Here is a 15930-nt window from a genome sequence, read left to right as displayed (position 1 = left end):
AGGGGATCAGCGGGTGTGGCCGGGACCGGCGGACAGCCGCCGGGGAAGGCTGGGTGCCGCGGCCGGGGCGGTGTGGCGGGCGGCGAGCGCGCGGACCCGGTCCTCCAGCACGAAGGCGATCTGGGAGGCCCGTACTTCGGCGCGGGTGTGGGTGACAAGGTGCGGGTCGCGGGTGGGGAGGCTGTCCACCGTGCTGATACGGGCCACCGGGGCGGGGTCGGTGAGCGCGGTGGTGAACGCGGTGATCAGGTGCGGTGGAGTGTGCTCGCCGAAGTGGGCCTGCCACACCGGCCGCTGGGCTTGGTTCAGGGTGGTGGTCACCCACCAGGTGCCGGTCGCCTCGTGCAGGTCGACGCGTACCGTGCTGTCGGGGGAAACGAGCCGGTTGTCATGGGTCGTCGGTGACCAGCCCGCGTCGCGGAGCGGCGCCAAGGGGCCCCAGGCGTCTGCCACATCGCCGGTGGGGGCGGTGAGGGCGTCGGTGAACGCTGCGATGATCTCCACCGGGGTGCGGGCGCCGAAGCTGACGTACCAGGCGGGCCGGTCGGGTCCGGCGGCGTGCTGGATGGTCCACCATGCGCTGTCCGGGTCGGGTTCCAGCCGCAGCAGTGCTTTCTGGTCGGGGCTGGAGAGGATGACGCGCGGCATGAGGGGGTCGTGGCCGTGGCTCCAGCCGCAGGCGCGGTGGAGAGGGACGGTGATCCAGGCGGGGTCACCGCCGCCGGCCAGATACCGCGGAGCGACGAAGTCGATCTCGACCGTCTGAGAGTCGTGCACGGTCACCTCCGCGCCATGGTGGTGCGGCCGGTGACCGGGGCCGGTCGCGCGGCCGGTGGCCGGGACCAGGAGGTAGGGGGGCGCTTCACGGCCGTGTTGATCTCACCGATGACGTGGCCGTGGGTGGCCCAGTCGTCCAGGTAGCTCCAGCACTCGGCATGGTGCTCGGCGAGCGCGGTCTCGAAGGCTTCGCTGCCCCACGGGAGACTGTCCTCGGTGGCGAGCCACTCCCCTTCCAGCGCGTCGAGGCGGTCCAGCGCGTCGCGCAGGACGCCAAGCTGGTGGACCCAGCGGGTCTGCGCGCCATCGGCGGGCACCAGAGGCAACTGATCCTCGGCGCGCTCCAGCAGGTACCGGGCGCCGGCACGCACCTCCTCGAACGCCGCGGCGGTCTCGGCGTCGCGCCGGCTCTGACGCAGGCCGTAGGCGCGGTCGTCATACGGCCAGCCGTCGAGGTCGGTGTGCAGGTCGGAATACGAGTTCCAGGCGTCGAGGATCCTCTTGGCCTCGCCGATGTACCGGTCGAGACGGCGCAGGAACTCACGCTGAGTGGTGGGGTCGGGGGAAATGGGCAAAGTGCCTTTCGTAGGTCAGCGGCGTGCGGCCGGGCGTGGGGTGGAAGCGGTGGCGGCCGGTACGCCGGGTGTGCTCTGCGCAGCAGCGCGGCGGGATTTACGGGCGGCGGCGCGCACCCGCACCGCTTTGAGCCGTGCGGCGTGCTCGGCGGCGAGTTGCTCGGCCTGCGGACCGCGCTCTTGCTGGGTGACCAGGTAGAGGTGCGGGACGTCGCCCCGGGCTCGCTGGACGGGTTCGTCAGTGGCCAGGGCCTTGGTGAAGGCGGCGATCAGATGCCGGGGCATGCGGTCCTCAAGCCAGCCAGTCCATACCCGTTCGTGCCGCTCGGTGGTGGCTTCGGCGAGCCAGTGGAAGCCCAGGGCATCGTCGCTGAAGCGGCGTAGGTGCAGGTGTCCGTCGGGGTGGGAGGCGTCTTCGTTGCCGTGTTCGTCGCGGCGGTAGTGCCAGCCGGCCGCGGTGAGCTGGGACCAGACGTCCTCGGTGTGCTCGGGTACGGGTTCGAGCAGGGCGTCGGTGAGGGCACCCAGGATCTCCACAGGCGTGTTCGCCCCGAACTCGCTGTACCAGCTGCCCTGGTCGTGCTGTCCGCGGACGCGCCACCATCTTCCGTACGGTCCCGGCTGGGGCTCCAGCACCAGGCTGTGGCTGCGGTCGGGGCTGGCCAGGATGACGTGGGGGAAGTCCGGGTCGGACAGGTTGTGCCATCCCGCGGCCCGCAGGGTCTGGGTGATCCGGCGGGGATCGCCGCCGCCGGCCAGGTAGCGGGGGCGGGTCTCGTACCAGATCAGGCCGTGCGGGTCGTTGGCGCGGGTGGGGATGTACGGCCGTGTCACCAGCGCGCTCCCCCGGCAGTGGGCGTCACCAGCAGGCCCTCGATGATCAGGCGTATCTCGTCGGTCACCGGCCGGTCGGTCTGGTCGGACGCCAGGTGGGCGGCGTCGCGCAGGACGTCACCGAGCAGGACCGGAACACCGGTGTCGGTGTCGAGGAGCGGGTCGGGCAGCGGCAGGGTGGCGGCGGCCAGCGGATTGCCGCGCAGGAATTCCTTGCTGTTGGTGAGGGTGTTGGTGGCCTGGGCGTTCCGGCTGGAGCCGGCGGAGGAGAAAGCGGGCAAGGCTGCCCTCCTTCCAGGGGAGCGATGGTTCGCCGCGGGTTATCGACCCGGCGCAAAAGCACGGGTTCACCGGATCTGGCCGAGGCGTCGGGCCGGGTGCAAGTGCGCGCTCGGAGGGTCAGCGGCGGGCAGTCGGGCGCGCGGCGGCCGATGGCGCCGGGACGCCTGCGGCTGTGGTGCTGAGCCGTCGAGCTGCGCGGGCCAGGGCGCGCAGGGTGTTCAGGCGCTTCTTGTGGGCCTCGATGATCTGCTCCGGTGTGACCGCGCTGCGCTGCTGGGTGACGCTTGGGAGGGCGGTGCGGTCGTACATGCCGCGCTGGAGCGGGGCGGTGTCGGCGAGCGCGGTGATGAACGCCGTGACCAGGTGGAGAGGTGTGCCGGCATCGAAGCGGGCGTGCCAGATCCGGGAGCGAGGGCTGTCTGGGGCCGAGACCTCTACGTGCCAGGCCGCCGGGGAGTCGTCGGGCCGGTCGGCGTGCCGTTCGACGCGGCAGGTCGCATCCGGTGAACTGACCGCTTCACGGCCGTCGATCAGCCATCCGGCCGTGTCCAGCACGTCAAGGGGTGTGCTGTGCCGCTGTGGTGGAGGGGCGATGAGGGCGTCGGTGAAGGCGCCGAGAATCTCGGCGGGCACGAGTTCGCCGAACCCGGCGGCCCAGCTCCGTTCGGTCTCGGTGGCCTCGACCCAAAGCCGCCACCAGGAGGACATCTCGTTCCCCGGCGTGAAGTCCAGGCGGTAACGGTGGTCGGGGCTGGTGAGGACGAGCTGAGGGCTGAGCGGGTCGGAGGTGCGTTTCCACCCGGCGGCGGCCAGACCGTGGGTGACGTGCCGGGCGTCACCGGGGCCGGCGAGGTGCCGCGGGCTGGCGTCGAAGGGGATGCGCCACTCGTGCGTCCTGGCGAACTGCGCGAGCTGCTGTTCGCTCACCGGCACGAGCCGCACCCCGGCTTACTCGACTGGCGCAGATACTCGGTGAGACGAGACAAGGTGTCGGTGACGGTGCGGATGTCATCCGGAGTGAGGTCGGGCACGGAACTCCTGGGCGGGTCGGGTCAGCGGCGCGTGCGGAAGGCGCCGGTTTTCGCGTGCGGCCGGGCGGTGGTGGGGCGGGCGCCGCGCGCCGAGTTGCGGGCCCAGGCGGCGGCGCGGGCGGCGGCGATGCGGGCCTGCTGCCAGGCGCCGAGCTGGGAGGGCAAGACGGACACGGAGGTGGTCTGGATCTTGCTGCTGTGCGGGACGCGTCCGAGCGGGCGCATCACCGGCTCCGGTGAGGCCAGCGCCGTGGAGAACGCCTGGACGAGGTGCAGGGGGGTGCTCGCGGAGAACTGTGCGGTCCAGCCGTTGCCCTGCTCGTCCCGCGCGCCCGACCACCACATCGCGTTGCCCTCACTGTCCTGGCGGAAGTGGAGCCACGCCGTCTCGTCGGGGCTGGTGGCGGTGTAGTGGCGGCCCTCTGCCCGCGCCACCCAGTCCTGCTGGGCCAGCGGCGCCCAGACGTTGGGGGCGTGTGCGGAGCGCGGCTGGGTCAGTGCGTCGGTCAGTCCGGCGATGATCTCCACCGGTGTCTGCCGGCCGAACATCGCCCACCACTCGGCCTGCTCCCCGGGCGCCGTGGCCTGGATCACCCAGCCGCCCGGCTGGACGTAGGGGTCATACGTCAGGCGGATCGCGCGATCCGCGCTCTGCATGACCAGTGGCCCGCCGGTTTTGGACCTGTCCCGCCAGCCCGAGGCGCGCAGGAACTCCGAGACGTGCCGGATGTCCCCGCCGCCGGCCAGCGCCCGCGGCTGGATGAGGTAATGCTGCTCGGCCTGCTCGCCCGGCCCCGGTCCCGGCCAACGGGTCTTGCTCATCGGTGCCGCCTCGTGACCAGCGGCGCGGGCGACGCGGGGCGGGCCTCCGCGGTAGCCGAGGTGGCGATCCGGGTGAGTGTTTCCTGGTGTTCTTCGAGGTCGAGGCCGATGCTGTGCAGCTCGTTCACGGCCCGGCCCAGGGCCAGACACACCTCCGGTGGCAGTACACCGCGCTCGGCCTGGTCCCTGGCGATACGGGCCCCGGTCTCCACCAGGCGGGTGAAGCTGTCCAGGAGGCTGTCGTCCGGGTGGAGGATGCGCGCGACGACGTTCAGGGCCTGGTCGGCGGGCAGCTGATCGAGGAGGCGGGACACCTGCCGCATCCACAGGGCGATCTGGTCGGTCTGCCCGACGATGCGCGGATTCGGGTAGGGCATGCTCCTCCAAGAGCGTGAATGCGAAGATCAGCGTCGGCCGGGCGGACGAGTCTCATCGGGCACGGCCTCGGTGTGCGTACCGGCCAGAAGGCGGTGGGGGCCGGTGGGGACGCAGGTGCGCAGGTAGCGGCGGAACAGCGCGGTCGCCAGGCACGGTGGGAGGTGCCGGCTCATCGGCGGTGGAATGCGGGGTGCTACGGGACCCTCCGGTGATCGGCGGGTGCGGACGGTAGCTGTGGTGCCGGGCGCGGTGCTTCCGCGACGGTGGGCGTATGGGCGATGTCCTTGCCCGCGCGGAGCATTTGATCGGCGGCTCGTGTGAGCGCGTCGGCTGTGCTCGCGAGCTGCTTGACCGGTTGAAGGTCTGCGCCGTCGGCCAGGGACCTGAGGCAGACGGTGACAACGGCCCGCCGGATGAGCGGCAGCAGTCCTTCGTCGGGACCGCCGATCTCGGCCAGCAGTACCGCCCGCTCCCGGGCGTTTGATGCGTCACCGGCCCGTCGTGCCAGGTGGACGAGGTAGCGCAATGCGGCTTCCCGGCCACTGTCGGGTCCGGCCGAATCGTTCAGATACGGGTCGAGGTGAACGGTGTATCCGGCAGCGAGCAGGGCCTGCGAGGCGGCCGTGGCCTTGCGGCGTTGCTCATGGAAGGGAAGACCGTAAGGAAGGCGGTGGCAGGTGGCACGCGGTCTGTCGGCAGCAAGGAAGCCCGAGCGCTGAAGAATCCCAGCCACCTGTTCGGTGCCGCCCAGAGCGAGGACCAGCCCGGTCCTGGTGTCCTTGGTGATGGTGACGTAACGCTGAACGTCGAAGTCCAACTCGGCCGGCCTCACCGGGAACGGGCTGCCGATGTGCGGGCCGTGGCCGGGACCGGCGGGGTGACTGATGCGGTGGAGGTCGGGGCGATGTGGCCTGAGGGGTGCTGGATCGCGGTGGCGATGCCGCGGGCACGCAGCTGCCGTCCTGTCTCCCGGACGGCACGGGCCTGCTCGACGGTGTCGTCGCCGGACAGCCGGTAGATGCCGGTCTGCTCCTGCTGGACGAAACCGTTGGCCACCAGCACGGCCACGGCCGTGTCCCCGGCGGGGGCGGCGGCGAGGCTGCCGTCCGGCTGCCAGCTCAGCACGAGACGGTCCGGCTGCGAGGGCACGACGGCGTCGAGGGCATTGTGGCGGACCTGGGCGAGAGCGGCCTCGTAGCGGGGGAGCAGGTCACCGGCGACCTGCTCGGCACCGAGGAAGGGGTCGTCCGCCACCGCGATGCCGTTCGGCTCGGCCACCCCGCGGTACGCCTCGTCGGGCAGGTCACGCGGGGCGACGGAGGCGATGAGGAAGCCGCCGAGTTCGTCGTACCGGTCGATGACGGCGAGCTGGGCGCCGTCCGGCCGGGACAGGACGGCCGCCTGCCGCAGCGGGTGCTCGGCGAGGGAATCGGCGACCAGGTCCAGATCCCAGATCCGCTCGTCCAAGGCGGAGAGGGCCTGGGTGTGTCCGGCGGGGTGGTGGGTGCTGTTCCAGGCGCCGGGCAGTTCGCCGGCCAGGACGTCGGCGAAGGAGGCGAGACGTTCGGAGTCTTCGTGGTCGTGCATAAAGTCCTTGGGCGGGAGGGGGTGATGGTCAGCGGCGCGGTCCGGCGGCCACGGGCGGCGGAGGATGGAGGAGGGCGCGCGGCGGGGGAGGGCAGGCACACACCGCGGACCGTTCGCGCTCCCCGGCGGGGACTTCCTGGGTGCAGACGGTGCGGCCGGGGTGCGGGGCGTGCCGGTCGGCAAGGTTGTTGCGGGTGTGGACGAGGTCGGTGCCGATCACGCGCAGGGTCTCCTCGGCCAGGAAGCGCAGCCGTCGTGCGGTGTACGGGTCCGCTGAGGTGCCCAGACCGTCGTGGAACTCGGCCGCGGCGATGAGGACCTGGCCGACGGCGTCGAGGACGCCGTCGCAGGGGGCGGTCAGCTCCGTCAGGATCTCCGCGGCCTCGTCGGTGGTGGTCGCCTGCCGAAGGCGCTCGGCGAGGTGGGCGACCGATTCCCCCAGCGCCTGCCACCGCAGGGGGCGGTGGTCGGTGTGAAAGTCCGCGTCGCAGTCGACGTGGTAACCGGCCGCGCGCAGCCGGGCCACCGCCTCGGTGGCGAGACCTTCTTCCTCCCCCCGCGGAAGGCCGGCGGGGGCCCGGTGGTAGGTCTCGTGCAACCGGTGGACGGGCACGAAGCCCGCGCGCTGCAGGATGCTGTGGGCTTCAAGGTCACCGCCGCGGGCGAGGACCTCCTTGGAGTCCGGATCGCGGCGGATGGTCAGGTAACGGTCGGACAGAGGCAAGGGGAAGCGGTTCTCCTACGGTGAAAGGCCGTCCGCGGCCCGGGCAGCGGGCACTACGGGGACTGCCGGGGCCCGGCCGGGGCGGGCGGTCATACGGGTGGCGGTGGTATCGAGGTCCTGCTGGATGGCGTGCAGGCGGCGGGCGATCAGCTCCAGGCGGTGCCCGATGTCGGGGCCGCTACCGGGCTGCAGCGCAGCGCGGTGCGCGGTGTGCTCGATGAGACCGCGCACGGCGGCCAGCGGACCGGACCGTTCATCGGCGAGCTGGGTGAGGACGCCCGCCATCTGCGTGGACGCATCCGGCACAGGGCCGGTCGGGTGCCGACGGCCGGGCGCGGAACCGGCCAGGTGCAGGTCCTGTTCGATACGGCGAGCCTCCGCTCCCAGCCGTCCCAGCAGGCCGGCGGGCAGATCCTGCCAGGCGCCGTCCAGCCGGATGAGGTTGGCGATCACATCCAGGCGCCCGGACTGCGCCTGCACGGCGATCCACCGGCAGCCGGCCGTGTCACCGGGGTTCTCGAAGCCGGCCGCGCGGGCGAGACGGTGGGCAACTTCCGCCCACTCCGCACCGTTCAGGCGGCGGTCGTCGGGATGGAGCTGGACGTCGAGGTGGACGACGGCCATCCGGCCACCGGCGGGGCTGGCGGCGAACGGGTATTCCAGCAGGGGGTCTTCCAGGTGCTCGGCCCACTGGGCGGCCGTCCACGCCGAGGTTTCACCGTCCAGGATGTAGGTGTCCAGGGCCGGCCAGTAGGCGACCACCATGTCCTTGGACAGCACCTCCTCCGCGCTTACTACGTGCCCCAGGGCTTCGCCGAGCGGGCCGTGCGGGGTGCCGGAGGGTTCGTTGAAACGGGCAATCACGCTGGTACGTCCCGGTGATGCGGAAGGGGAACTGCTCGGTGACGCCGGGGGCCGTACAGCCGCCACGGCGAGGGCGTGGCCGGGACAGCGGGCGGAGGAAGTCACCGGCCGCTGCGAGCGTCGGCGATGTGAACGAGCTGGCCCAGGGCCGTGGTGGTGTACCAGCCGCAGTCGACGACCGCGTCGGCGTGGCCGGCGTACGTCGGCAGCAGGTGATCCTCCATGGCCCGCAGGAAGATCAGGCAGTCCGGGCAGCGCCGCGAGAGATGCACCAGGTAGCGAGGGTGGGCGGTGACGAACGTCTGTGCACCGCCATTGGGATCGCGCAGCCGCCATCCGTCCTCGTCGGTCGGGGTATGCCAGGACGGGGCGACGACCCGCATCGCATCCCCCCACAGCTCACCGCCGGCCACGCCCTTGATGACGACGATCTGGTCACCCGCCTGGAAGTGCCCGTGGGTGATGTCCCGGGCGGGCGTGAGCGGGTCGGGCGTCGGCGCGAAGGCAGGGGCGGACGGCGGGGTCCAGGGCGGTGGGAGCAAGGCGAATCCTTCCACGCGATGTGTGTAACGGCGGGAGGATCAATGGTCCGCACGATCGCCGGTTTGGCTAACCGGCGATCTGCGGCTATGTTGCGCGGCGTCGGCCGCAGCTGCCCGTCTGCGGAGGGGTGTGGACTCAGTGTTGGGCGTCACGCAGCAGAGCATCGACACATTCCGCCATCATTCTTCTGCCGCGATGCGGGTGCGGCGATTCGCTGATCCTTGGATGCAACGCCCGGCGTTCTCCTTGTCGAAGCCGCGTCTGATTAGTGCGGCCTGCCTATTCCACGATGCACGCTGGTACCTTCTGATTTGCTGCGGTCTGCCGGCCCGTCCCGCATGGGAGAGCCACTTCGGGGCCTTTCTCCGACTGGCGCAAGATGACCAGGGTTTTGTCCTTCGGTGGCATATTGGTTCCGTCGGCTTCGACATGGCCGGTTGCTCCTCTGAAATCGATGCTGCCGCCTCTCAAGAAAGCGGACATAGTGTTGGGGTCGACCTCACCGTTGTTGAGGAGCGCCTTGTCAGTCGCCTGGGAGAGGAGGCGGAAGGCGTCATAGGAGACTGCGGAGTGTCCGTCATCGCGCCACGGGTCGTCCTTGGCAGGGCCGGAGACGAAGTTATCGTACTCGTTGATGAACTGCTTGGTCGGTCGGTCGGCGTCTTTGTGGTCGGCCGGCAGTCGGTGCGCCGAGTAGTACAGTCGGAGCCACTCCACTTTGTCGAACTCTCCCGTGAGTACCACGTTGGTGAGTTCGTTTCCGCCCAGTACGGTGATGTCGTGCTCGACGCAAGTCGCGACCAGGTCCATTCTGTTGATGAAGGCGACGAAATCACGGGCGCGTGCAGACCAGTAGATGACAGCCGGATCGGAACCTTCCATCGCGGCGCACACCTTCTTCACGAGAGTGTCCGTGTCGTTGATCGTGCCTGCCGACGTAGCGGCGGAGTCGTCCTGTTGGGAGAAGCGGAGCAACTCCGTGGTGCCTTCGAAGGCGCCCCTGAAGTACGCCGCGATGCCCTTGCTGTACAGGTCCGCCGGATCCGCGATCACCACCGCCCTTTTGGCGGGTTCACATGTACCGTCATCACTCGCGACGATGGGAAAACCAGTGGCGAATTGGGCCTCAATCTGGGCTTCGGTGCTGCTGAGTGGTGTGAGAGGCCAGTAGTTTTCGCTGGTCATCTCGTCGGCGGTGGCAGTAGTGCCGATCACGGGAAGTCCGACCTTGCTGAGGATCTGCAGGGCACGTCGCGTCGTGTCCTTGCTCTGCGCGAAGCCGAGGACGCCGATCACCTTCTCGTAGTCCTTGCGCCACTGACCGCGCTCAACCTCCTTGACCAGCTTCTGCGCCTCAAGCTCGGCGTCCTTGAAGCCCTTTCCGGTCGTGCCCACCCTAACGCGCAGCGGTACCCGCGCGTCGTCATTGAGCGCATCCTCGTTCAGTTTGCGCTGCCACATGGCAATGCCGCGTAGCTCAGGGATCGTTCCGTCGTACACGGTGTCGCTCGGAGAAGTAGGCGCGTTCGACGTGAACGCGACGACCGTGCGCACAGTGTGGCCCGTCGCCACGGAATGTTCGGCTTCCCTGTTCTGGACATCGATCCTTTTGCGCACCTCGTCGTACCATTGCTTCGGATGTGACGGGATGGACCGCGCGTACCTGCTTCCGGCGACCGGCCTGTCACCGGCGACGCACCTGCTCGACTTGTGTTGCACCGGTCCGAGAAACACCGCCCCACCGAAGCCCAGGAGCCCCACCGCCATCGCGGTGCCGCCGGCCATGCCCACAGTCATCGTGCGTCCGCCGACGCGGTACGACGTCGGAGACACCGGACGGACGAACACTCCGTCCACGGAGAAAGGCTCCTTCTCTAACTCGACGTGGATTGCGCCGGGACCGGCCTGATGCAGGGCATGTCCCGCCGAAGTGAGGCTGGACACCTCTGGACTGCCGAGGTCTTTCAGCAGCCCTGGGGAAGGAGCCCCGAGCGCGATGACCAGCGGCCCCGCTGCCTGTGCGGTCTTCTTCCGCTCCCGGTGGAAAGCACGCAGGAAGCGCTCCGCTGCCTTGGCGCCCGGCTGACCCTGCCGGGGTAGCGCCACCAGGATCACCGGGCGGGCGGTGCGACGTCGTTGCAGAGGCCACACCCGGCCTACCGAGGGCTCCTTCAGGTCCTCCAGCAGAGCGCGCGTCAGAAGTGATTCGCATACGAAGAGCGCCGCCTCACGCCGCGAGGGATCGGACGAATCCGCCAGCCCCGGCATGTGTAGGCCAGCAAACTCGTCCATCATCGCGAACAGACTCTCCCTGTTCGCAGACAAACCCAGCTCGCGGCCGAGCCAGCGCTGGCGGGCCGGACGGAAGAAGCGCGGAGCGCGCACGAGCCTGCGGGTTTTGCACCGCGCCCAGCACCATCGCGGCAGCGTCCGGGTGATGCCCTGCCACAGGGAGCCGAGCAGCCAACCACGGATACCACCAACCGGCGGAGACTCGCTTCCGCCGAGCGACCACAGGAAGACCTGCAGGCGTCCCTCGCGCCGTTGCAAACGGTGCGTCCGCATCTGGCTGTGCGCATGATCGCGCAGCACGTCCGAGCCAGGCACACCCATCGGCTGCTCTCGCGCGCGTTCTTTGATGTAGCAGACCGAGTCCCACAGCGGCCAGAAGCCGGGCAGCCGGTCCGGCGTCATGTGCTTGGGCACGCCGAAGGCCAGGCCCCGGGCAGCGGCGCCGGAGAGCAGCTCGGAGTCGTCGTCAGGCTTGAGGGCCGCGTACGGAACCAGCTTCACATTGTTCCGGCACAGCGCCTCTCCCAGCACCGTTTGCAGCCGCTGGACGCGAAGGTCGAACTCTGGACCGTCCCCTGCGACGTCCAGGATCACCAGCGGCGGTGTGTGCGTGAGCATGTCCCGTTCAGGCGGCGACACCGCCTGATGGAACTGCCGGACGAAATCGCCCACACCCTCGAAGTTCGGAAAACCGCCCGGCAGACGTTCGGGTTCGGCCATGGAAGATCCCCCTCAGGCTTCCAAGCAGGTCGCGTCCTTTGACCCGCCATCTCCATGCAGTGGGAAGAGTATTGGCAACGCGGGGCTTCCTTACACCGATTCGCCAAAGGCGGTTCGGCATACCCGGCCGGCTCGCTCAGGCCACTGCGCGGAGATCAACCTGCCGAGCCGCCGCATGGTCTGTCCTGTTGAATTGATCTTTCCTCACGGGCTTGAACGGCGTGATCATTCCAGTCACAGTTGCATCACTCAATGCCTGGCTGGCTGCTGTAGATCACGTGGCTCGCGGACGCGTATGGGAAAGAAGTTCGAATAGTGTTTGATGTGGCCGGTTGTTGCATCAGCGGAACGGATTCTCCGTACCACGGTCCTGCTCGGTGGCGGCGTCGAGGAGTCCGGGCAGGTCGGTGTCGTCGGTGTCGCGCTGGTCGATCCACCATCCGGCCCGGGTGATGGTGCGGGCCTTCTCTTCCAGTTCCGTCCAGTCGGCGTCGTCCCAGGTGCCTTCGATGACGAGGGCGGTGTGGGCGGCGGTCATGAGTTGGTGGCGGGAGCGTTCGCCCCAGGCAAGGGCGCGTTCGGGGCCTTCCAGTGGGGGCATGTCGAACTGCGCGGCCCACTCGGCGGCGGCCCGCTGTTCCTCGGCGCGCTTGGCGGCGAGCCACTCCGCCTTGGAGGCGGTGTCGGTGCTGCGGGCGGCCTTCCAGCAGTCGGTGCAGTCCCGTGCGGCGAGCCACCGCGCGAACCCGGCCCGCCGGTCGGCGGCGCGGTCGGACAGGTCGTGGACGACTTCGTGGCCGCAGGCGTGTTCGACGGTCCACTTCGTGCGGACCCCCGGGGAATTCCGTTTGATGGGCGTTACGTTCGAGGTGGGGCGGCTGGTCTGGGGCTTCAAATCACGTGCCTTTCGTTGGCTGTTGGCGTGGTGGCCTGCGTCGTTGCGGAGGGTCGTGCATCAGGAGCACGATTCATGCGGCGGACGGAGGTGGTCTGGAGTGCTTGGCGGTGGTCTCGGGGACGCTTCCGTCTTCTGCGTCGTCTCAGCGTGTCCTGCGGATGGCGTCTGTGGCCGCCCTGGCGATGGCGACGGGAGCGCTGGAGGGCTGGGGTAGGTGCAGCAAGGTGGTCCCCGGCAAGTGGCGGGACTCCGCGGTGAGGGTGAGCTGGAGCACGGCGCAGCCGGCGGTCGTGAGCTGCTTGACGCGGGTGACGGCTTGAGCGGTTTCGTCGCTGCGGTACCGGGCGTCGGTGACGATCACGAGGAGGCGGCCGGCGCCGGGGCGGCTGAGTTCGAGGCCGTGGTCGAGTGCGTCGATGGCGTCGCCGAGGTTGTGGCGGCCACCGTTGGCATCGAACGTCGTCACGCGCTCTGGTGCTCGGTGGGTGGGTCGGGTCAATGCGGTCAGGTGCATGTCATAGGCGATGGTGGCGGTACGGGAGTCGGGGCCGGTCAGGGCTGCTGCGCGTGCCACGATCCAGGCAGCGGACGCGACGGGCGCGCAGGCGGCACGCATGGAGCCGGAGACGTCGACGGCGATACCCACACGCAGCGGTGGGGTGGGAGAGTTCCGGCGGCGGGTGTGGGTGAACGGTTCCGCGGTGGGGACTGACCCGGCTGCGCGCTGAGCATCGCGGGCGAGGGCCGCGCGCATGTTGAGGCGGCCGGGCGGGGTGGGGCTGGTGGTCCGCTCCTCGGTCCGCTCGCGGTAGGCGGCGGCACGCAGGGCGCGGCTCAGGCGCGCGGCGGCACTCTGCTCGGCGGCGGTGGGCCTGCGGGTGCCGGTGACCGGGTTGTTACGGGGCGCCGGTGTGCCGTCGGGGGTGACGGTGGTGCCACGGGCGTTGAAGACCGACCTGGCGGTGGCGGCGGCTCTGCGTCGCTGGCCGGCCTGCTGGGCGCGGTCCTGTGCCTGCGCCTTGGACTGCGCGGCCATGGCGTTGGTCGCTGCGGCCTGTGCCGCGAGGTCGGCGGCGTCGGTGGCTGCCGTGCTGTCCATGACGACCCCCACGGCGCCGGACAGCAGATCGGTGAGGTTCTCCGGCACGGGTTGTGCGGGGACCGCGGTCTCCAGAGCGTCGCACCATTCTTGAGCGTGCGCGAGCATGGTCGTGGCGTCGTGGTCGGCGCACTGGTGAGCTGCGGTCCAGATGCGGGTGAGTGTGGCCAGCAGGTCCGCGCCCAGCACCTTTTCGCACAGTTCGGCGACGGCCCGGGTCTCGCCGGCGTCCAGGATGCCGACGTCACGGCGGCCGAGGACCAGGGCTGCCACGGCGGCGGCGTGCTCGATGCCCTGGAGGGTGGGGTGGGCGATGTCGGGCATGACCAGGGTTCGGGCACTGGTGCGCAGATACGTGCGGTCCGTGGGCCGCGTGATCAGATGCGCGCCTTCGACACGGCTTTCCTCCAGCAGGTGCGCGGCCTTGACGACACGGGGGTCCGCTCCGGCAGGCGCCGTCCAGACGGAGTGGGCGGCGTGCGCGGCCTCGTGGACGAACACTCCCCAGGCAGCGGGATACCGGTCCTCGTCGCCCACGATCCGCGGATGGATCTCGTGGGGCTGGAGCGGGGCGAACAGGCCGGCGTCGAACTCGACCTCGCCCAGCGTGGGGAAGAACGCGGCCGGTGCGCCGCTGCGCGTGCCGGGGCGGCAGGTGACGAGGAGATCCCGGCGGCCGGAGAGGGCGACCAGCCGGTCGCCGAGTTCGGCTCCCACGCGCAGCCACGCGGCCGGGGAGGAACGGGGTTGCGCGGGCGGGGCGCCGTCGTCGTCCCATCGCGCGAGGTCGGCGTCGTCGTCCGGCGTGGTGGCGGGGGACTGGACGTGGTGGTGAGCGCTCATCGCAAGCGGCCCCGGTGCGCGGAGCCGGTGCTGCCCGGGGGCAGCCGGGCGGCTGAGGCGGGGAGCTGTTTGCCGAGGGTGAGGGGCGCGATCTCCTTGATGCCGACAGCCTTGATGACGGCGGCGGCCACGGTGTCGCGATCCTCCGCAGGAGCGATGCCGACGAGGTTCGCGAGCGCGGCCTTGGTGCCGAGGACGGCCTCGGTCTTCTGGTAGCTGAGCAGTTCCCGCAGTTGGGGGGCCCAGCCCAGCTCGCCGAGTTCGACCTGGTGGGCAAGGTTTCGGGCGACCCGGACCACCCGGGCATCGATCCTCAAGGCCAGGGCGAGGTCATAGTCCGTGCCGATCTGGATCTGCACGCTGAACCGGCTCGCGAGCGCCTCCGTCAACACCGCGCCGTGGACGCCGGGATTGTGACCCGCCACCACGTAGAAGCCCGGCTCGGCCTTGATGGTCTCGCCCTTGTGTGCCTTGACCTGGATCTGCCTGCGCCCGTCCATCGCGGGATACAGCGCCGCCAGGACCTTCGGTGAGATCAAGGTGGCATCGTCGATCAGCAGGGCGCGGCCCTCGGTCATCGCGGTGACCAGCGGACCGTACTGGAAGACGTAGGCTCCCGCGTCGTCCTGCGTGTACTCGCCGATCAAGTCGCCTACCGTGGTGTCGCCATCGCCGGCGACGGTGAGCAGGTCCGGGAACGCCGCCTCGACCAGACTCGTCTTGCCGGTGCCCGGAGGGCCGTAGAGCAGCACCGGCACGTCGGCGTCGCGCAAGCGATTCAACGCCTCGACGTCGGGCAGATCTGCCAGCTCCCGGGGGTGGTAGAGCTGGCCCCCCGCGCGGCGGATCGGGCCGGTCTGCCTGGGCGTGGCTGCTGCGGGAATGGTCGTGCGGGCCGTGGCCGCCTGGGCACGGGGAGAGTGGGTGCCCGGTGGGCTGATCACAGCGGTCTGCGCGGCTGCGGCGGTTTTCGCGTTCGCGCGGAACTCCGGTTGCCCGGTTCCCCCTTGGTCGGCCTCGCCGCGCCGCACCAGGGTGAGGGCGGCGTTGCGGACGGCGCCGTGGGAGTGGCCCAGCTGCCTGGCCATGTCCCCGATGGTGAGCGCGTCCGCCGGCCGGTCGGCCAGCAGCCGGGCCACCTTAGCCCGTAGTTCGCCGCCCTTGGTGCGCGCTGGACCAGTAGGCGTTCCGGGTGTGGTCAAAACGCAGCCCCTTCAACAGGTGCGGGTGCAGGCGGGGTTGGCGATGCGCTGAAGAGGCTGGCCGCTCCCGGAGCGGACACGGACTGTGCCGACATCGGCGACCGGGCCAACCGGTACGTACCGTCGACGCTCACCGGCCGCCCGAGGGCTCGGTCCAAGTGCACGGGGTGGACGGCGCCGGGCAGCTCGCTGACTGCCCAGCAGGCCCGTGCGTCCGCTGCGTGCCGGGTTCTGTCGCCCGGCAGGCGCAGCCCGGCGTCTCTTCGAAGCCGGACTGGAGCAGGATCCGCCGGGCGGCGGCGTTGTAGCCGGTGGTGGTGATCTCGCCGGTGATGGTGTGCCGGATCGTCATGAACGGCTCTGCTGGTGCTTCGGGCAAGGCGGATCTCCTATCGGTGGTGTGTTGGGCGAAGGCGAGGCGGGCCCGGAGCTTCTAGCACATCAACGGTGCGTGGCTGG

At 70.3% G+C, this 15930-nt stretch carries 17 protein-coding genes; all 17 read right to left on the bottom strand.

Features of this window, described 5'->3' with window-relative positions:
- Nucleotides 1-6: 6 nt before the first annotated feature.
- The 17 genes from ACZ63H_RS25150 to ACZ63H_RS25070 all read right to left on the bottom strand — a co-directional run bounded on the left by ACZ63H_RS25150 (nt 7) and on the right by ACZ63H_RS25070 (nt 15823).
- Entirely contained in the window at nt 7-777 is a 771-nt protein-coding gene (locus tag ACZ63H_RS25150) for an SPDY domain-containing protein (RefSeq protein ID WP_469868595.1), read from the bottom strand.
- Nucleotides 778-779: 2 nt separating this feature from the next.
- Nucleotides 780-1352 carry a hypothetical protein gene (locus tag ACZ63H_RS25145; protein ID WP_469868593.1) on the bottom strand — a complete coding sequence of 191 codons (573 nt, stop codon included), beginning with the start codon at nt 1350-1352 and terminating at the stop codon, nt 780-782.
- A 15-nt stretch (nt 1353-1367) separates the two neighbouring features.
- Nucleotides 1368-2186, bottom strand: a complete 819-nt coding sequence (locus tag ACZ63H_RS25140; RefSeq protein ID WP_469868591.1) for an SPDY domain-containing protein — start codon at nt 2184-2186, stop codon at nt 1368-1370.
- Nucleotides 2183-2467 (bottom strand): hypothetical protein, encoded by a 285-nt coding sequence (locus ACZ63H_RS25135; protein WP_469868589.1) that lies wholly within the window; start codon nt 2465-2467, stop codon nt 2183-2185. Before ACZ63H_RS25135 ends, ACZ63H_RS25140 begins: the two co-directional genes overlap by 4 nt.
- 118 nt (nt 2468-2585) lie before the next feature.
- Entirely contained in the window at nt 2586-3395 is an 810-nt protein-coding gene (locus ACZ63H_RS25130) for an SPDY domain-containing protein (RefSeq protein ID WP_469868587.1), read from the bottom strand.
- Between the two features lie 125 nt (nt 3396-3520).
- Nucleotides 3521-4321: an SPDY domain-containing protein gene (locus tag ACZ63H_RS25125; protein ID WP_469868585.1), complete on the bottom strand. Its 801-nt coding sequence runs from the start codon at nt 4319-4321 to the stop codon at nt 3521-3523.
- Complete coding sequence (locus tag ACZ63H_RS25120; protein ID WP_469868583.1) at nt 4318-4698, bottom strand: hypothetical protein; 381 nt, start codon at nt 4696-4698, stop codon at nt 4318-4320. Before ACZ63H_RS25120 ends, ACZ63H_RS25125 begins: the two co-directional genes overlap by 4 nt.
- 194 nt (nt 4699-4892) lie before the next feature.
- Nucleotides 4893-5516, bottom strand: a complete 624-nt coding sequence (locus tag ACZ63H_RS25115) for a hypothetical protein (protein ID WP_469868581.1) — start codon at nt 5514-5516, stop codon at nt 4893-4895.
- 11 nt (nt 5517-5527) lie between these two features.
- The gene (locus tag ACZ63H_RS25110; RefSeq protein WP_469868579.1) at nt 5528-6286 is read right to left on the bottom strand and encodes a hypothetical protein; all 759 of its coding nucleotides are present in this window, start codon (nt 6284-6286) and stop codon (nt 5528-5530) included.
- Nucleotides 6287-6314: 28 nt separating this feature from the next.
- Nucleotides 6315-7010 (bottom strand): hypothetical protein, encoded by a 696-nt coding sequence (locus tag ACZ63H_RS25105; protein WP_469868577.1) that lies wholly within the window; start codon nt 7008-7010, stop codon nt 6315-6317.
- Nucleotides 7011-7025: 15 nt separating this feature from the next.
- Entirely contained in the window at nt 7026-7874 is an 849-nt protein-coding gene (locus ACZ63H_RS25100; RefSeq protein ID WP_469868575.1) for a relaxase/mobilization nuclease, read from the bottom strand.
- 101 nt (nt 7875-7975) lie between these two features.
- On the bottom strand, nt 7976-8416 hold the full coding sequence (locus tag ACZ63H_RS25095) for a hypothetical protein (RefSeq protein WP_469868573.1): 441 nt from the start codon (nt 8414-8416) through the stop codon (nt 7976-7978).
- 280 nt (nt 8417-8696) lie between these two features.
- The gene (locus ACZ63H_RS25090; protein WP_469868571.1) at nt 8697-11429 is read right to left on the bottom strand and encodes a type 1 periplasmic-binding domain-containing protein; all 2733 of its coding nucleotides are present in this window, start codon (nt 11427-11429) and stop codon (nt 8697-8699) included.
- 340 nt (nt 11430-11769) lie between these two features.
- Nucleotides 11770-12324 (bottom strand): hypothetical protein, encoded by a 555-nt coding sequence (locus ACZ63H_RS25085; protein ID WP_469868569.1) that lies wholly within the window; start codon nt 12322-12324, stop codon nt 11770-11772.
- 145 nt (nt 12325-12469) lie between these two features.
- Nucleotides 12470-14269 (bottom strand): vWA domain-containing protein, encoded by a 1800-nt coding sequence (locus tag ACZ63H_RS25080; protein ID WP_469868568.1) that lies wholly within the window; start codon nt 14267-14269, stop codon nt 12470-12472.
- Nucleotides 14266-15408 (bottom strand): AAA family ATPase, encoded by a 1143-nt coding sequence (locus ACZ63H_RS25075; RefSeq protein ID WP_469868566.1) that lies wholly within the window; start codon nt 15406-15408, stop codon nt 14266-14268. Before ACZ63H_RS25075 ends, ACZ63H_RS25080 begins: the two co-directional genes overlap by 4 nt.
- A 193-nt stretch (nt 15409-15601) precedes the next feature.
- Nucleotides 15602-15823 (bottom strand): hypothetical protein, encoded by a 222-nt coding sequence (locus tag ACZ63H_RS25070; RefSeq protein ID WP_469868681.1) that lies wholly within the window; start codon nt 15821-15823, stop codon nt 15602-15604.
- Nucleotides 15824-15930 lie beyond the last annotated feature (107 nt).

The sequence above is a fragment of the Streptomyces sp. NPDC104831 genome (assembly GCF_055583025.1).
Note: the sequence above shows the minus strand (reverse complement) of the source record. Positions and strands in the feature narration are given on the sequence as shown.